Annotated in this window: 17 protein-coding genes and 1 pseudogene; all 18 read right to left on the bottom strand. The window is 49.2% G+C overall.

Annotated elements, in window-relative coordinates; translation table 11 throughout:
- Window positions 1-569: 569 nt before the first annotated feature.
- Window positions 570-1,235: a CPBP family intramembrane glutamic endopeptidase gene (locus tag F3F96_RS02220; RefSeq protein ID WP_176961604.1), complete on the bottom strand. Its 666-nt coding sequence runs from the start codon at window positions 1,233-1,235 to the stop codon at window positions 570-572.
- 182 nt (window positions 1,236-1,417) lie between these two features.
- Window positions 1,418-3,580, bottom strand: a complete 2,163-nt coding sequence (gene priA, locus F3F96_RS02215) for a primosomal protein N' (RefSeq protein ID WP_176961603.1) — start codon at window positions 3,578-3,580, stop codon at window positions 1,418-1,420.
- The gene (locus tag F3F96_RS02210) at window positions 3,564-5,390 is read right to left on the bottom strand and encodes a nucleoside-diphosphate sugar epimerase/dehydratase (protein WP_241697594.1); all 1,827 of its coding nucleotides are present in this window, start codon (window positions 5,388-5,390) and stop codon (window positions 3,564-3,566) included. Before F3F96_RS02210 ends, priA begins: the two co-directional genes overlap by 17 nt.
- A gap of 117 nt (window positions 5,391-5,507) precedes the next feature.
- Window positions 5,508-5,645, bottom strand: a pseudogene (locus F3F96_RS02205) (helix-hairpin-helix domain-containing protein); the annotation flags it as partial.
- Window positions 5,646-5,748: 103 nt separating this feature from the next.
- Window positions 5,749-7,020 carry an O-antigen ligase family protein gene (locus tag F3F96_RS02200; RefSeq protein ID WP_176961600.1) on the bottom strand — a complete coding sequence of 424 codons (1,272 nt, stop codon included), beginning with the start codon at window positions 7,018-7,020 and terminating at the stop codon, window positions 5,749-5,751.
- Entirely contained in the window at window positions 7,007-8,170 is a 1,164-nt protein-coding gene (locus F3F96_RS02195) for a DegT/DnrJ/EryC1/StrS aminotransferase family protein (protein WP_176961599.1), read from the bottom strand. The genes F3F96_RS02200 and F3F96_RS02195 overlap by 14 nt, the downstream gene beginning before the upstream one ends.
- A 2-nt stretch (window positions 8,171-8,172) precedes the next feature.
- Window positions 8,173-8,811 (bottom strand): acetyltransferase, encoded by a 639-nt coding sequence (locus F3F96_RS02190; protein WP_176961598.1) that lies wholly within the window; start codon window positions 8,809-8,811, stop codon window positions 8,173-8,175.
- Window positions 8,808-9,401 (bottom strand): sugar transferase, encoded by a 594-nt coding sequence (locus tag F3F96_RS02185; protein WP_176961597.1) that lies wholly within the window; start codon window positions 9,399-9,401, stop codon window positions 8,808-8,810. Before F3F96_RS02185 ends, F3F96_RS02190 begins: the two co-directional genes overlap by 4 nt.
- Window positions 9,398-10,540: a glycosyltransferase family 4 protein gene (locus F3F96_RS02180; RefSeq protein WP_176961596.1), complete on the bottom strand. Its 1,143-nt coding sequence runs from the start codon at window positions 10,538-10,540 to the stop codon at window positions 9,398-9,400. Before F3F96_RS02180 ends, F3F96_RS02185 begins: the two co-directional genes overlap by 4 nt.
- Window positions 10,537-11,478, bottom strand: a complete 942-nt coding sequence (locus F3F96_RS02175) for an NAD(P)-dependent oxidoreductase (protein ID WP_176961595.1) — start codon at window positions 11,476-11,478, stop codon at window positions 10,537-10,539. Before F3F96_RS02175 ends, F3F96_RS02180 begins: the two co-directional genes overlap by 4 nt.
- Entirely contained in the window at window positions 11,475-12,206 is a 732-nt protein-coding gene (locus F3F96_RS02170) for a glycosyltransferase (protein ID WP_176961594.1), read from the bottom strand. The genes F3F96_RS02175 and F3F96_RS02170 overlap by 4 nt, the downstream gene beginning before the upstream one ends.
- A gap of 102 nt (window positions 12,207-12,308) precedes the next feature.
- Window positions 12,309-13,283: a GDP-mannose 4,6-dehydratase gene (locus tag F3F96_RS02165; RefSeq protein WP_176961593.1), complete on the bottom strand. Its 975-nt coding sequence runs from the start codon at window positions 13,281-13,283 to the stop codon at window positions 12,309-12,311.
- A complete protein-coding gene (locus tag F3F96_RS02160; protein WP_176961592.1) occupies window positions 13,280-14,377 on the bottom strand; it encodes a glycosyltransferase family 1 protein in 1,098 nt (365 codons plus the stop codon). Before F3F96_RS02160 ends, F3F96_RS02165 begins: the two co-directional genes overlap by 4 nt.
- Before the next feature lie 14 nt (window positions 14,378-14,391).
- Window positions 14,392-15,279, bottom strand: coding sequence for a hypothetical protein (locus F3F96_RS02155; protein WP_176961591.1), 888 nt, complete (start codon window positions 15,277-15,279; stop codon window positions 14,392-14,394).
- Between the two features lie 42 nt (window positions 15,280-15,321).
- Window positions 15,322-16,170 carry a glycosyltransferase family 2 protein gene (locus F3F96_RS02150; protein ID WP_206675246.1) on the bottom strand — a complete coding sequence of 283 codons (849 nt, stop codon included), beginning with the start codon at window positions 16,168-16,170 and terminating at the stop codon, window positions 15,322-15,324.
- Window positions 16,170-16,232: a hypothetical protein gene (locus F3F96_RS12655; protein ID WP_370465486.1), complete on the bottom strand. Its 63-nt coding sequence runs from the start codon at window positions 16,230-16,232 to the stop codon at window positions 16,170-16,172. The genes F3F96_RS02150 and F3F96_RS12655 overlap by 1 nt, the downstream gene beginning before the upstream one ends.
- A 201-nt stretch (window positions 16,233-16,433) precedes the next feature.
- Window positions 16,434-17,198, bottom strand: a complete 765-nt coding sequence (locus F3F96_RS02145; protein WP_176961590.1) for a cephalosporin hydroxylase family protein — start codon at window positions 17,196-17,198, stop codon at window positions 16,434-16,436.
- 6 nt (window positions 17,199-17,204) lie between these two features.
- Window positions 17,205-18,266 (bottom strand): class I SAM-dependent methyltransferase, encoded by a 1,062-nt coding sequence (locus tag F3F96_RS02140; RefSeq protein ID WP_241697593.1) that lies wholly within the window; start codon window positions 18,264-18,266, stop codon window positions 17,205-17,207.
- Window positions 18,267-18,272 lie beyond the last annotated feature (6 nt).

The raw sequence follows: 18,272 nt of genomic DNA, 5'->3' as shown, positions 1-18,272 counted from the left end.
AGACGACCCACTCTATGAAGCGGCCACAAAAAAAGAAACGACCTGTCGCCGCCCCTTAAGCTAAAGAGTAGATAATAGTAGAGATGGAGATGTTACAGTGAATGGATAAGGATTGATTGCCAGCAGGAGATGATAGTTCTGCCCACCAGCCCATGCCTGCTCTAACCTGAGATAACTTCCATAACAACCAACAGAACTACAATAAAGAACACACCTGCAATCACCTTGAACTGATCAGACTTCATACCATGCATTGTTTCCCCCCTGGAAGCAGCGCTTCAGATTGCCGTTTTTCGCAACCTGAGTTACGAGAACAGACCGATGTATTGGTTCAATGCCCCCGTAGATGCAGAAATATATCCACAGGAAAACAGGCGCGTAATAGGTAGAGATACCATTTGGAGATAAGATATTCACTTAAGAACAAGCCACCTGCTCATAGCCCAAGTAACGATGGCAGGAGCAGACAGATGAGAAACAGATCATGTGTCTCTCTAAAGTGAGATAACAGATCATGTGTCTCTCTAAAGTGAGATAACAGGAATGGTCGGAAAATTCAGTGCGTTGTTTTAGTTTAGAAGAGCAAACAGCAGAATAGCAGTATTACCGGCAGCGTGCAGAGCGATTGCAATCCATAGGTTGCGACTCCACTCATAGGCCAGCGCAAACACAAGGCCGCCGAAAATTTGCGGCCACTCCGGCTGACCGTGCATCAGGGCAAAACAGCCTGCACTCAACAGTACGGAGAGCAGCATGCCGAAAGATTGGCGCAGCAGACGAAAGATCAAACCACGAAACAGCAGCTCCTCCACCACAGGCGCCAGCAGCACCATAAGCAGCAGACCAGCCAGACCAGAAAGCCATGGTGGAGCAGTCAGATGTGCAAGCAGGGAGTAGTCAAAAAGCCAGAAAACCAGCAGCAGGATGGTGAACAGAACCAGTGTAATAGCAGCCAGTAGCGCAAATACCCGCACTCCATCAGCACCTGGTCTACCCAGTCCGAGGTTATCCCCCATTTTAAAATAGATAATAAGCAGTCCGATCACAATCAGTTCGGCCAGACGAAGAATCAGCAGTTGTGTCTGCAACTCAAAACCGGCCAGCAAAGAGCCTGCTGCCATTTCACAGACCACAACACCCAGCACCATGCTCAGCGCAAACTTCAGCGACAAATGATCCCACGCTTGGCGAGCAGCGGTTACATCGTTAACCAACTTCATGAAACTTTTTTTCATCACTGCTCCTGATTCATCGGCGGCCGATACTAACGCCAGTTCAGATTTCAGCAGCAGTCCATAAAATCATGCTTTAAAAACCCCTCATCCCTCAGCCCAAGATGAGTTTACATCACAAATCTGCAGGACTGCAGAATAATGGACGCGAATAGCCGCCCATCGGGTGTAGGCACAGGATGTGCCTACATCATATCCTGCGGGTCAACATCCACTCTTATGCGGACATCACGCGGAGGCACCATGCCAGAAAGAAGTGGCTGCAGCTTCCATGGCAACAGCTTGCGTGAGGCATCACGCAGCAGAACTTCGATTCGATATTTGCCTGCCATCCGCTCCAATGGGCACGGCATCGGGCCGGTAACGTTTACCCCTTCCAACTTTTCACAGTGACCGGCAAAGAGCATGGCAATCTCGGTTGCCCGCTCCAGCTTGCTCGATGAGAAGACCAGCCGCACCCAGCGGGCATAGGGTGGGTAGCTGAGCATTTCGCGCAGCTTCAACTCTTCGCCAAGGGTCTGAATAGCATCATCTTCAGAGATGCGCGTCAGCCAGTCAGCCTCGGGCATGCGAGTCTGAATAATTACGCGACCGGCTTTATGACCACGCCCTGCCCTGCCTGTCACCTGCGTCATCTGCTGCCACCAGCGCTCTCCGGCCCTGAAATCGGGCAGACTGACACCGAGATCAGCATTCACCACGCCCACCAGTGTCACATTAGGGAAATCATGGCCCTTCACCAGCATCTGCGTGCCGATCAGGCAATCAAGTTCTCCTCCCTCAAAGGCGGCGAGTGTTTCGGTCAGGCGTGAGTGGCTGGTAATGACATCACGATCAAAACGGCTGAAGCGCAGATCGGGGATCGAGGCTTGCAGGTACTCCTCAAGCTTCTCCGTGCCTTCACCCAGCGGCATAAAGGCATCTTCGCCACACGACTCACAGGTTTTGGGTACACGCCTGCGGAAACCGCAGGTGTGGCAACGCAGCTGGCCTGCCCGCCTGTGCAGGGTGAGCCGGATTGAGCAGCCGGGACACTCCGGCACATCACCACAGGCCGTGCACTGCAAAGCAGGAGCATAACCGCGCCGATTGAGAAACAGAATAGTCTGATCACCGCGCTCCAGATTTTCACGCATGGCTTCAAGCAGTGGCTCGGAGAGAGGGTTGTCGATGCCGCGCATATCAATGATCCGGCTCTGCATCGGCATATCATGGGAAGCGACACGCAGCGGAAGATCAAGGCGGCTATAGCGACCTGCCTCAACCTGAGCCCAGCTCTCAAGGCTCGGTGTTGCTGAACCGAGTACAATCGGAATGTTCAACTCCTGCGCCAGCAGCACAGCCATATCACGGGCTGAATAGGTCATGCCCTCCTGCTGTTTAAAGCTGGCATCATGCTCCTCATCAACAACGATCATCTTCAGCCTTGGCAGCGGCAGAAACAGAGCTGAGCGCGTACCGATCAACACATCGGCCTTATCCAGATGCTGGCGTACAGCCAGTCGATCACCACCACTAAGCGCAGAATGCCAGATCGATACATGTTTAAAGCGATTGGTCAGGCGTGAGAGCCACATCGGCGTAAGGCCTATCTCCGGCACCAGTACCAGCACCTGCCCACCCTTGGCCACCACCGTTTCGGCGGCTTTAAGATAGACCTCGGTTTTACCCGATCCGGTGCGGCCAAAAAGCAGGTAGGGCTTAAATGCGTCAAGATGCGAAATTAGCGAATCGATCGCCTTCTGCTGATCTGTAGTAGCTGCAAATCCAACAGATGGAGCCTGCTCTACCGGCTGGAACGGTTCAGTCGCTACAATCTCTACAGACCCCGATGCCACAGCGCTCAGAAGCGCATAGCGAACACCTGACGTCAGCCCCTGCTCTGCCGCACGTTTCAGAACGGTTTTCAGGGTAACTGCGGCACGGGTTGTGAACAGATTGGCAAGCAGAGGATGGTCGGCTAGCTGGGTGGGTTCACTGCAGCGAAAGCGGCGCAGATCATCCTGCAGTGCCCAGCCCAACGCACTGCTCCAGAGCTCACCGGGTGCGGCAAGATAGTAGCGCCCTACCCGTTCAAGCCATGCCAGACGTGACTGATCCAGTAGCGGAGTAAGATCGAGTCGGTCAGATACCACTTTTAGTGTCTCGCGTTTCTCATCAGAGACTTCTGTAATCGAGAGCAGCAATCCGAAGCGCGTCCCTTTACCGAACGGAATCTGAACACGGATACCGCAGAGAGGTTGACCAAGCGATTGCGGCCAGAGGTAGGTGAAGCTGCCGGGAAGGGGTGCAAACACCGCAACCTCAACTGCAACATGCTGACCCTGCAAACTACTCAGCGCGTCCATCCCCATCGGCTGCTGTGAAATCAGCCTCGGGTACAAGCTGCTGCAAACCGTCATAGATAAGCTGCACATCACGCTTACCACAGGCGGAGCGAAGTTCATCCATCACCACCTTCATCTCATCCCATGCAACCACCCGACTTCCCGACAGCATGATCTTGGGATGGGTGGTGGCACTGAGGTGTTCGGATTCGTGGAACAGCTCTTCATAGAGCTTCTCACCGGGCCTAAGGCCTGTGAAGCTGATCTCAATATCCCTGCCCGGCTCAAGACCGGTAAGGCGGATCATCTGCTCAGCCAGATCAACAATTTTCACCGGCTCACCCATATCAAGCACAAAGATCTCACCACCTTCACCCATGCTTCCAGCCTGCAGAATCAGGCTTGCCGCTTCAGGGATGGTCATAAAATATCGGGTGATATCGGGGTGGGTCACAGTGACCGGGCCACCTGCTTCGATCTGCTTGCGAAACAGTGGCACAACAGAACCGGCAGATGCCAGCACATTGCCAAAGCGGGTGGTGATAAAAGCGGTGTGATCGGCACGCAGGTTCAGGTTCTGGCAGTAGATCTCAGCGGTGCGTTTGGTTGCGCCCATGACGTTGGTCGGATTCACCGCTTTATCGGTAGATACCTGCACAAACTTTTCAACCCCAAACTGCACCGCCAGATCGGCAATGCTGCAGGTGCCGAAAACATTCGTTTTTACCCCTTCTGCAGGATTCTCCTCCACCAGCGGTACATGTTTATAAGCCGCCGCATTAAACACCACATCAGGTTTAAACTCTTCAAACACCCAGCTCATGCGCGAAACGTCCCGGATATCACCGAGCAGGGCATACAAACGCGTTTCAGAGGCAAGCAGAGAACGTATCTCCTGTTCAATGCTATAGAGGTTGAACTCGCCATGATCGAGAAGAATCAGTTGCGCTGGTTGCAGACGAACAACCTGACGGCAAAGCTCTGAGCCAATCGAACCACCGGCACCGGTGACCAGAACACTGCGGCCGGTCAGTAGCTGGTGGATACCGGAATGATCCAGCTCAACACTCTTGCGCCCGAGCAGATCTTCAATCTGAACCTGTCGCAAACGGGAAACCTCAACCTTGCCATCGGCCAGATCAGCAACTGAAGGTAGAATGCGACAGGTCACCCCTTGTGCCTGGCACTGCTCTACGACTGATTTAATTAGTTGGTGCGAAGCAGATGGCAATGCCAGTAACACAACCTCGATATCGCGCTGCCCTATTGCCAAACCAAGATCTTCCAGTGTTCCGATAACACGGACACCATGAATCTCTTGCCCCTGCCTACGGTCACCATCATCAAGAAAGCCTATCGGCTCGTAAGGACCGGATTTCAGCAGATCACGGACAAGCAGTTCACCGGCCTGCTCAGCACCGACAATTAACGCACGTTTTCGTCCATAAGATCGAAAATTAAGATGGCGATCCTTGATCCAGCGATATAGCAGCCTCGGTGCAGCTAAGCCAAAAGCTAATATGGCGGGATACAACACCAACACAGAACGTGGCAAACTCTCCAGTCGCTGCCAAATAAACATCACAACAAAACTGACCAATGCAGCAAGGAGTACAGCTTTAAATATTCGAACAAGATCAGGAAGAGAAGCAAAACGCCAGACCCCTCGGTAGAGTCCGAGAAACCAAAATGCAACCGCATGAACTGGCAGCGCAATTACGATCAAGAGCTGAAGTGATTTAATATATTCAAAAGGAATTACATCGAGGTTGAATCGAAGCCAGAAGGCAAACCAAATCGCAAGAGGAATCCACAAGAGATCGTGGATCATTACCAGAAGAGGATTCCGCAATGTCAGCAACTTATTCATAGCCAGCCATGCTTCACAAAAAAGATGGCGCGGCAATCTCTATCCGTAAAACTGCCGCACCATATCGTTAAGAATATACTAGTGACTGGCCATATCCTTATCATTATCTCCGCCGACTTCGACAGAGCCTTTGATTCTCGCCAGTTTTTTCTCGCTAAGTCCTTTGATATTGAGCAGATCATCCACGCTGGCAAAAGCGCCGTGTTCACCACGATAAGCAACAGTCTTTTCCTATACAATTCAGAGCAGAATCCCATCATCAGAATGATCATTCACCACTTAATTCAAGAATGAAGACATTGCTATTCGCTAATCAACCTTAAGTATCCTTCTCACCCAAAGTCTCAGACAAGCCTGCGCTTAACATCAGTACAGCAAATATAGTCGAGAAATGCTCTTCCATACTGGCGGATGACAATCCATGCACCAACAATGCAGCCCCTGTCAAAGTTATCAGTGGCATCACGGTTGAATTGCGCCATGGCTTGGAAATCCCCTCCCGGACCCAGAAGTAGAGTAGCGTTAGGAGTAAGACCAAGCCGATCACTCCCCATCGAACCATGGATAACAGATACTGGTTATGGGGATGTACAATAGGTACATCATAACTCCACTCATCAACATGGTTTGCTTTCCAGTCAGCAACTGCTTTCGGAAAGCTGCCTGTTCCAAAGCCTATAATCGGTTTATTCAGCCACGTCTCGTAACTCACCTTCCACCACTCAAGTCGCGCCGTTGCAGAAGAGATTGCTGAAGTCTGATCCCAATTAAGCTCTGATTGGCTATTCACATTGCCAGTAAGAGCATGCCATGTGCCTAGAAGTCGATCCTTGCCAGGGCCAAAAGAAATCGTCAAACCCACCAGAAACAGTATCGAGGCTAAGGAGATGAGCATTCTCCTGCTACTCCCCTCCTGCAACCACTTCACCATTACAAACAACATGACGGCCAGTGTTACGATGTAACCACTTTTTCCCTGTGCCATAAACACCATGACTAGAGCCCACAGGCTCAGCCCCCATAATAACCAGCTATACCTGTTTCGACACAGAAGACCAAGATGAATTAGCCAAGCAGCCCAAATACCATATATAAATCCAAAGCTAGTATGGCCGATATGGCCAGTCGCATTCTCTGCTGATGAGCCAGATGCAGAATGACCGTCAGCCAAACCGTTGGCCTGTAAAACACAAAACAGCAGGTTTGCTGTAAATCCAACGCTTGCAACTGCAAGGAACACCTGTCTGTTCCCTTGCATAGAAAGCACCGAAACAACAATGGGCAACAATAACCAGAACCAGTGTCTACCCAAAATCTTCAGACCCCAAGCATAATCAATACTCCAGATCAGGCCGATAACCACCAGTGCAAGATAAGCAATCAGTGCCAGCACCAATCCTCTGTGAGCCTGCCACAGAGCCATCAGGCCTTGCCACCAGATGCCACTTAACAAACCCAATGCCAGCACAATACCAAGAGCGACATTAGTAGCCGCCACTGAGAAGGGAAAGCAGAGTATCGCTATGCAGAGAAACAGCAGTGTTACAGATTTTGCTCCCTGCCAGGCAGGTAATAGATCAGGCAACGGCACGTTGAAATACCACCCTTACCGCTGCAATGGTTTTTTCAATGTGCTGCTTTTCAAGTGTTGGATGCACGAGCAGTACCAGACTACGCTGCCCGGAACACTCGGCATTAGGCAGTGGATAGCTATCTCGCATAAACGGTATAAAGGCTTTTTCACGATAGATCTCGCTGCAACTACCGTGAAAACAGGGAACACCTTCAGCATTAATCGCTTCAATGATGCGATCCTGATTCCATTTACTATTTAGAGCCGCTGCATCGATAGATGCATAGAAGCGATAATAGGCATGCAGAACATTCTGATCAGGACGATGAAGATTCAATCCTGGCAGATCGCTGAGCCCATCGATCAGCATCGCTGCATGGCTACGTCTAATAGCCAACCACTGTGGCAACTTCTTCAGCTGTATCCTGCCGATGGCCGACTGCATCTCTGTCAGCCGCCAGTTGCTGCCAAAACTGGTGCAGAACCAGCGATGGCCAGGACCATGCTCGCGATGGAACACCTCATCATAATCACGACCATGATCCTTGAAAGCCCACACCTTATGCCACACATCCTTATCACTGGTAACCAGCATACCGCCTTCTCCACCGGTAGAGATAATTTTATCCTGACAAAACGAGAAGGCTGCGGCGTGACCAAATGAACCGACTTTGCGTCCATCGATCTCAGCGCCATGAGCCTGTGCACAATCCTCGATCACCTTTAGATCATATTTTTGGGCATAGGCCATAATTGCAGGCATATCACAGGGCCAGCCGGCAAGATGCACGACAATGATCGCCCGTGTTTTTTCACTGCGCGCCGCATCAATAGCATCAACAGTGATATTGCCACTGCTCAGATCGATATCTGCCACCACAGGAACTGCCCCGCGCATCACCACGCTGCTGGCTGTAGCAATAAAGGTTTTGGCTGGCACGATCACCTCATCTCCAGCCCCTATCCCCAAACCATAGAGAGCGGCCTCCAGTGCCAGTGTTCCATTGGCAAGTGCAACGGCATGGGAGGCTCCGATATACGCTGCAAACTCTCGCTCAAAGCAGTCGCCCTGCTCTCCACCCCAGTAATTCACCTTACCAGATCGCAGCACCGCTTCGACAGCAGCGATTTCATCATCCTGATACTCAGGCCAGAGAGGGAAATCCATCGCTACTCCATACCTCCGGAGATCCCTCTTGCCGGCACACCGACAACCGTTGAGCAGTCCAGAATATCACCGATCACCGCTGCTCCTGCACCAACGGTAACGTGGCTACCAATTCGAATACCCTGAATCACCGAACAGCCAATCCCAAGCCAGCTACCTCTACCCACCTTAACACCACCACCAATACTGGCTCCCGGACAGACATGCACACCATCATCCAGACGACAGTCGTGATCCACACTTGCACCAGTATTCACAATGCAACCTCGACCGAGCCTGGCATCTGCCTGCACCGTGGCATTGGCCATCACTACACAGCCGGCATCCAGCCTGGCCGATGGGCTTACCCAGGCAGTGGGATGAGTCAGCGTAGGAATCTTGAATCCGCAAGCGATCAACTGCTCAAGCCACTGCAGTCGCAAGCTGTAATCACCCACCGCCACAGCGGCATGGGAAAATTGCGATACAAACTCACCAGCCTGCTCAACTGCCCCCAATACAGGCCAACGCATTGAACCATTGAGCATGGCAAACCTGTCATCAAGCAGGGCAATGGATTGCCAATCACCTCTGGCTTCAGCCACCTCGGCCATCACTTTACCGTGCCCACCGGCACCAAGAATGAGTAGCTGATGATTCATTTGGAACTCCCCCGAAACTTTTCCATTGTCACATGCCCGGACTGTGACACACCCTCTGAACGCAACACCTTCAGCAGTGTCATCCAGAGGATTCTCAGATCCAGCAGCATTGACCGGTTCTCCACATACCAGACATCACAACGGAACTTCTCTTCCCAACTGATGGCATTGCGCCCGTTCACCTGCGCCCAGCCGGTGATACCCGGTCTCACATCATGGCGTCTAGCCTGCTCATCACTATAGAGCGGCAGATACTCCATCAACAGTGCTCTTGGCCCAACCAGACTGATGTCACCCTTTAAAACATTCAACAGCTGTGGCAACTCATCCAAACTCAGCCATCGCAACAACTGGCCAAAAGGTGGCAATCTCTCTTCATCAGGCAATAGCTCACCGCTAGCATCTCTGGCATCGGTCATACTGCGAAACTTATAGATATAGAACGGTTTGCCATGCAGACCGGGGCGCTGCTGCCTGAACAGCACTGGTGAACCAAGTTTGATTCTCACCAGCAGAGCAAGCAGCAGTAGCAGCGGCCACAATAACAGTATGCCGATGATCGCTACAACAAGGTCAAAGAGTCGTTTCATGGCAGGCCATCATAGTAATTCAACCACGCCTGAACCAGACGTTTGGTAGGAAAATCATCTCTGGCCCGCTGTAGCGCTGCTTCACCCATACTGTGACGCATTTCCGAATTCGTCGTCATCATGGTGATCGCCTGCGTGAGTTCATCTATATTGCCTGCCTCAAACAACAATCCTGTCTCCCCGTCACGAATCGCATCTGACAGACCATAAATCCTAGAACCAATGGCCGGAATTCCGCACGCTGCGGCTTCGATAACCACACTGCCAAAACCCTCGCGATAGCTCGGCAGACAAAACAGATCAGCAGCTGCAAAATAGGACTCCGGTTGATCTGTATAGTCGACAAAATGAAGTTGCTGATCATAAGCTGCTGAAAGCGCTCTGATCTGCTCCTTCAAACCACCCTCATCAGGCCCAACAAATAGCAGATGCAATGCCTCACACCTTGCTGCAGCTGCAACAAAAGCAGATGCCAGATCAAGCACGCCTTTATCCCGATTCAAACGCCCAAGAAAAAGCAGCAGAACATCATTATCACCAATATTCAGTACATCCCTTACCTCTACTCGCCGGTTCTCATCAGGCCTGAAACGTTCTGTATCGACGCCACTGATCGAACCATCAGCAAGCACTGCCAACTTCCCTGAACGGCAAATGCCCTGGTCGATCAAGAACCCTTTCTGGGAGTCGCTATCAGCCAGAAGGTGTGTGGCAGAGCTTGCCAGCAAACGATCCATACCTTTGAGCAGCATTCGAGAAAAACCGGATCGCGTTGCCCAAACCTGACCCGTGAAGGTGTGGATACGCAAAGCCACTCCGGCCATCTTTCCTGCCAACATCGCCAGCAGCCCGGCTTTTGGTGTCACCGAATGGATCAGATCAAAGCCGGCTTTGCGAAATAACCGGTATAGTTGCCATAGTGCGCGCAGATCTGCCAATGGGGTGATTGCTCGCTCAATAGCTAGCGGCATAACCTTTACCGGCAGGCCATTCCGGACTGCAAAATCTTCCTGCGTGGTATTCAACACCAGCGTCACGTCATATTTTTCACTCAAGGCAATAATATGCTCTTCCAGGAATGCCTTGATGGTCATCTCAGAGCTAACAACGATACAGAGCCTTTTCACATTACTGCTCACTGTCGCCTCTGATATCCGGAAACCAGATCCTTCAAGCCATTCTCCATGGAGATCACATGTTCATAACCTAATTCTTTCTGAATCCGGGCAATGGAATAAACAGAACGATTGGTTAATGCATCAACCCTTGCCTGAGTAAGAGGCAAGCCAGGGATGCCTGACGTCACTTTACATGCCCATCGCATAAATCCTTCAGGCAATCGAAGTGAAGGAGAACGGCGACCGAGTTCTGATGCAATGATCTGAACGAAGGCTTCTAATGCAGAGTGATCTGAAAGGTTATAGATCTTGCCCTTTGCAGCCGGATTGGTACCGCATTGAATAAGTCCCTCAACAACATTATCGACATGAATATAATTTGCAGATGCACCCGGTTTACCAATAAAAAAGAATAAACCTCGATCAATCATATTGATCATACTGAACAGTGACTGATTTTTCATATCCGATGCAAAAACATTCGAAGGCCTCAGTACTGAGCAACTGAATGCACCATTTTTTACAGCAGCTAATACAATTGCATCTGATTCTGCCTTGGTCACTTCATACTCACCGACCGGCTTAATGGGAAAACTTTCAGTTATCATACCATCCGAAACCGGGCCATAAACCCCCACGCTGCTAAGCTGCACCCAATGCCCGATACCGCTACAGGTAGCCGCCTCAACCAACTTCTGCGTGCCCTCCACGTGCAATGAACGCATCGCATTTTCATCTGTTAACTGACCAGCACAGTGGTAGAGCAGGTCCACGCCATCAACAAACGGCTGGAGACTGTTGTCTTTTGCAATCAAATCCCCTGAGAAATATTTAACCCTGTTAACAGGCAAGGCAGGAGAACTCCGCGAAAGGATGCGCACCTCATCTCCTCTGGCAAGATGCGCCAAAGCCAGTTTATTACCAATAAAACCGGTGCCACCAGTGATCGCAACGATCATTTCAGCAGTCGCAGCAGCAGCAATATACTTTGCACCACTCTTGATCGCCCAAGCATCAGTTGCACACGAAATACCTCCGTTGCATTGCCTAATAAATCAACCGTGCTGACACCACCAAACCCAATCTCTCCAGCAATGAAATCACTCTCATAACGCTTGGCACCACCTTCACATGCCTTCATCACAAACAACTGGTCAGCCGCAATCGGGAATTTTCTGGAATAATCTCCATACTTCTGATGCAGATCTTTTTTAAATGCTGTCGCCAGTGTATGCGATGCAATGAATGCGATATGGCCATACAACCATGCTAGGCCGCTCCTGATTTTCATGCGGCGCTCACCGTACTTCGCATTGGCAACTATAATATCTGCATCAGATGCTTCAGCGGCATGCCGAAAATTAGCAATTGCATCACTCTCAAAGAAATCATCAGCCCCGGCTACGATATAATACTCACCTGAAGAGTGTTGAATGGCGCGGTTAAGTGCATCGTAGATGCCGAAATCCGGCTGTGAGGAAATGACAATATTAAGATCTGTGATGGTGTTCAGTATCTCAAGCGTAGCATCATTTGATGCACCATCCGTAACAACCCATTCAAAGTCCCTGTCTGTTTGTGAACGCAAACTTTTAATCAGCCGTGGCAAATGCTCTTCCGCATTAAAAGTTGCCGTAATAATACTGATCGTTGCTCGTTTTTTCTTTTTCTTTTCGGTCAAAATCATCTCTCACTATATAGCGACACAAATAGTCACTATGTCTAAGAATCACATATGCAACGAGATTTGCGCATCATATTGGTTATCAACACTCTACTGCTCAGGCAGCTAGGCTGACACGCCTGTCAGCTCATTAAATGCTGCATCACACATCTTCTCAACTACACCATCCACATCCGTTTTATGATGCCAATTGAGAATTTTACCAGCCTTACTTGCATCGGCACGCCCATATTGAATATCCGATGGTCGCAACAGTGCGGCTTCCGATTCAACATAGCATTGCCAATCCAAACCAAAATGTTCAAAAGCGCGCCCTACAAAATACTGTAAAGAGACAGTTCGACCAGTAGCAATAACAAAATCCTCTGCTATATCCCGCTGCATGAGAAGCCACATCGCCTCAACATATTCCGGAGCCCAGCCCCAGTCCCTATGAATATCAAGGTTTCCCAACGCCAGCTTTTCTTTGCTGCCATTGGCAATTCTCGCAGCAGCTTTAATTATTTTTTGAGTAACAAAACGTTCAGGGCGCAAACTCGACTCATGGTTAAACAAAATTCCAGTACAGGCAAACAGACCATACGATTCTCGGTAGTTTACGACCAGGCCATGGGCCGAAACCTTCGCCACTGCATAGGGACTACGAGGGTGAAATGGCGTATTTTCATGGGCTTTTTCATTACCCGTATCGCCGAAACATTCGCTGGACCCAGCATTGTAGAAGTGAATTGGTCTCTCGATAAATCGAATTGCCTCAAGCATATTCAGTGTACCTATGGCGATGCTTTCCATGGTCTCCACAGGTTGATCAAATGACAAGCCAACCGAGCTCTGTCCGGCCAAATTGTAAACCTCGTCTGGTTCTTCATTCTTGAGGGCTGAAAACACACTACGAAAATCGTTAATGGCCATAGATACTGTTCGCACCTGTTCGCGAATACCTAGTTTCGTCAAGTTCGTAAAAGGTGTGGCCATGGCATCTCGGGATGTTCCAACCACTTCATATCCTTTTTCCAAAAGAAACTTGGCCAAGTAGGCACCATCCTGCCCGCCGATACCACAAATCAAAGCACGTTTCATTGCAACAACTCCCGGTAAACATCCATTGATTCACTCGCAGTTCGGTCCCATGAAAAACAGCGAATACGTTCTCGCCCGCGTTGAATCAATTCATCACTTAATTCACTCGATGAGACTACCTCCTCGATACTTGTGCGCAATTCATCGACATCATCCGGATCGAACAACCTGGCTGCATCGCCCACTACTTCAGGGATTGAACTTGTGTTACTGCAAATCACGGGACAATCGAAACTCATAGCTTCCAAAGGTGGGATGCCGAATCCTTCATAAAGTGACGGATAAACAAATGCTTCAGCTTTCCTGTACAATCCGGATAACAATGCATCATCCCCTGAGAGCTGCCGTATAGAGTCAGTCAAACCCAAGGCACGAATACGATCAACTTCTTCCGAAGAAAAACCACCACCACCAAAAGCAACGACAGAAAAATTATTTTTCAACTCTGATGATGCAGCGAAGGCCTGTAGCAATGTATCAAAATTCTTGTATCCGCCACGTGGCCCTACATACAGTATAAAAGGATGTTGTTCGCCCTGGCTCGAGAGTATTTCACCACTGTTTGTCAACGAAAACCCGAGGTGCACAACGACTGTTTTTTCTAACGGAACGTTAAACAGGTCTATCAAATCACGCTGTGTGCTAGCAGAAATACAGATTATTCGATCCGCCCGCTCAACAGCTTCCCGCTTCGTTTCAGAAGTGCGATCACGTGCGAGAAAGTGTTCCGGGAACTTTTCGTGAATCATGTCAAAAACTGTCAACACCGTTGGGCAACCGGAAGGGGCAAGAGAGCGCCGACGGTAATAATGGGTTTCATGCAGCACATCCGGCTTCTCAGCCCTGATCATCATAGGCTCGACTATACTATTAAGGGCGCTGATTATTCGGCCACTATGCTTGAATTTGGGTATGCGTATACCTTTAACATCCACATCACCCTCTGACAGATAGCTGTTAACATGCATCGGAGCTACAACTGAAGCCGAAAAATCCGGATCATTCCCTATTCGTCTAGTCAGCTCATAGAAATACCTGGAGATACCACCAAACGCCTGCCAGCAGAAAACCTGATCATCGAATACTACTTTCAAATTACTATTCACACTCAATCGTCAAGCTCAATCAATGGTAGTGATTCGAGGATTGTCCTCTCATCTTCGGCACTCAAAAACAGCAGCTTTCCATCGGCATCTCTTGCTTCTCGAAATTTCCCGGCCACGAAACCGACATCCACAGACAACTCCTGCAATGGATCAGCAAGCAGATCCGATCGGACAAAAAATGCATTCACACCGTTGCTGTTGCATCCGACAAAGGAGTAACCTTTTTGCTTGCCCAGATTCACCAGCGCTTTCAGAGATGCCCCGAAATAAAGCAATGAATGGTGCGCCTGATGACGAACAAAGTTTGCATCATAAGGAACAGTCACGGCTCTGTCAGCGCCAAATCTCGAGTTATACTCAAGCACAACTATCCTCGGCGAGACTCCCTCGATTGCTTTCCAAACCCAATAATCATTGCCATCCACATCAATGGAGAGCAACCCGATATCACCGGACATGCCATTACTTTTCAGAAGATCGTTGATATTCTCTTTGGTGATAAAAGAGCACTCTGCTTTTAAATTGTAACGCCAGTAAATCGGATCGGATTTGATACATGCGATATTCTCCGGATCACCATCCATGACCAAACCCGACCAGTTATTATTAATCAACAGAAAACGGGTATTGGACTCGAGATAATTCGACGCACCGAATTCGACAAATGTCTTATTTTCAATTGGCACATGGCGGATTAGATGTTGGATGATTCCATCTTCACCCCACTGCGAGTAAACCCTGAATTCATGATCTTCAATACGAAGAGATTCATTACTGCAATCCTGTCTGGCTTCGATTCTTCCCAGGGCCTCCTGAATGAATCCAAGACGCTGATCAAAATCGTTGATCATTTTAACAGTCGATTTTATTTTATTTATGTATTTCTTCATCAATATACAGTTCCCGATTCAATCAAGTGTGTCCTTTCCCATTCATGATTTAAAAAATGTACGCCGAAGCTGAACAAATGCCACAGATAAGTTCAACTTCATCAGAATCAATAAAATCCTGCTTCTTTGCTTAAAGCTCAGGTCATCGGTTAAATTGACAACGTATTTTGTCAGCCTGAAAAAAGGTAATAGCACCTCAATCACATGGTTTCTGAATTCGCTATAAGCAGCTGAGCCCCTACTAATTCCTTTGACTCCAAATATCTCGTACCCATTCTTTGTCCGATTCACTTTCCCCTTGCTGGCAAGATACAAATCTATCGCCCAATCTGCAGCAATAAATGATTGGCCAATCATATTGCAACCTCGCAACACATCGGTCCGTATCAGGGAATAAAATATTCCATGCGAAAGCCAGCAATGTTCAAAGAACTGGACAAATCGATCAAACTTTTCACCATCCAAGGCAAAGTTTATAAGTTTTTGCTGGCCCAGTGGACGATCATCAAATCCGTTCGGGCATGTCGAAGCAACATATTCCGGATTTTCAGACAGAAATTTGGCATTTAAGTCTATAAAGTCCGGTGATCGCGTATCATCACAAGCAGCCCACATGAAATATTCACCATGCGCCTCATCCAGCACAACTTTGAAATTAGCCGATGCCCCGATATTTGTTGTTTGCCGCACGTATCTGATCCGTTCATCCCGACCAGCATATTCTCGACAAACCTGCTCTGTCCCATCCGTAGATGCATTGTCGGAGATGATTAATTCAAAGTCGCCAAACGATTGCGCTAGCAACGAGTCCAGCGCAGTTCTTACCAGTTGTTCACCATTAAATACTGGCATTCCAATACTAACTTTAGGAGCAGTTACTAATTTATTCACTATTGATTACCCCACATATGCTGCCCCCAGCACCGTTTTCGCAAACACCGATACTCTGACAATAGCTTATGCGAACTCTTTTTGCTCAGATACCGGGCAACCCTCGATAACGATCGGAATACCTATGAGCATATGCACACTAACGCGATTGATGGGTCACCACCTCTTTGCTGTCAGCGGCCTCTCGCCTAAGCGCGAGCACTCCCTGTCTAGCACATCAAATTTGGCAACCTGTCTGATATACACTTCCATAAATTGGGTGGTTATTTTTTCTTCAACCATGCTCCAGGCCAGTGCGTGATGTTTTCAGTCAAATCGCTTTCATTGAATGGCCACACAGGCTGCTCAACGACAAAGTCAGGATGAGCTTCAGCAAATTCCTTTGCAGCATCTGTCGGGTGATTCCAGTCCCAGTCGACTTCGCCACGCGGCACATCAGCCAGATCATACATAATGCCATCAGTTGCCACGATGTAGGAACCGGGTGTCACCAGATCGTGATATGCCTCAAGTTCATCAGCTACGTGCTGCTTGGTGTGATTGGAGTCCAGAATGATCAGTACAACCTCTCCCGGTTGAACCAGAGCTTTGACCTGCGCCACAATCTCAGGAGCAGTAGAACTGCCTTCGATCATGGTAATCAGTTCAGACATCGGATGCGCCTCAACTGCTTCACGGTTGTGTGGGCGAATCTCAATATCCACACCAATCACACGCCCCTTACCCATCGCCTTGCACAGGCTGGCATTGTAAATAAGTGAGCCGCCATGAGCGATTCCGGTTTCGATAATCACATCCGGTTTTACCTGCCAGATGGCTTCCTGAGTGCGGATCATATCTTCGGGCAACTGAATGATCGGTCGTCCCATCCAGCTGAAACTGTACTGGTATTTCTCATTCCAGCCCACGCGTACCCACTGGCGACTGATCTCTTCAAATGCCTTCTTGCTGTACAGCGGCAACTCCAACGATTCACCATTCTCCTCGCGGATCAGTGTCTTGTTATCGGTATCAATAGTTAATTTCATAGCGACCTACTCTATCATATTCAGGCTCATTCCAGCCTGTTTTAATATTTCCCTGTTCTCATCACGGTAGTTCGGATTCATCAGAACCACATCGCTCACACCGCGTTCTTTAAGCTGAAGTGGATCAACAATAGCATGGCCACTTCCCGCCACATATTTACCCTGCTTGTTTGGGTTCAGATCGACCAGGCAGTCGATCAGCTCACAATCGGGATCAATCAGGTTAGCAAATGTAACACCTTTTGCACCAGCCCCCCACAGCGCAACCCGGCCATCAGTTGCAAGGGCCAGCACCCTTTGCTTCCAGTCCTGCAGAAGCGTCAATTCGTGCTCTGCATAGCCAGTTGCCAACGCATAGGTTTCGCCACCATTAAGTTTCACATCAGAGGCAACCGGACTTGCTTCAATCCACAGGTACTGACCGCCAAATACATGTCTGACTTCATCAACCCTGAATCCGCCCATCTGAAATGCACTGGAAAGTGATGCGGCAGTAAACAGCGAACAGTGCTCATAAAAGAAATCCCAGATGACACCGTTACGTAAAATCCACTCCACGCACGGTGTTTCAAAATAGACCTTTGCACTGGTGCGCTCGCCAATTGCAGCCCGCACCGATTTAAGCAACATTACCGGATCAGGAACATGTTCAATCACATGCCGGCAAATCACCACGTCGGCAGGCACTGATGTGCAACTCTCATCATAATAGCGGGATTCAAAAGACATGCGGCCATCGAGCAGTGACGGTGGACCTGCATAACTCGGATCAAAACCTACACCGCTATTGCCACCCTCTTGCACAAGTCGCTGCAAAAATTGGCCCTGCCCACAGCCAACCTCAACCACCTGTTTGCCCCTGACACCCTTCTTATCGATCAGCAGTGAGATAAGGGCATTGAGATGACTCTGAAAACTGGATGAACAACCCTGATTATTATCATAGCTGTCGCCATAATTGAGCAAACCTGGATCAAATGCCGCATTGAAGACAAAGCCACAATCGGCACAAACTGTCATCTCAAGATCACCACGCACAATATCCTGAGCCTGTTGGTAGCTTCTCATCAGCAG

The organism is Mariprofundus sp. NF, assembly GCF_013387455.1.
GTDB lineage: Bacteria > Pseudomonadota > Zetaproteobacteria > Mariprofundales > Mariprofundaceae > Mariprofundus.
This window is presented reverse-complemented; position numbering and strand designations above follow the sequence as displayed.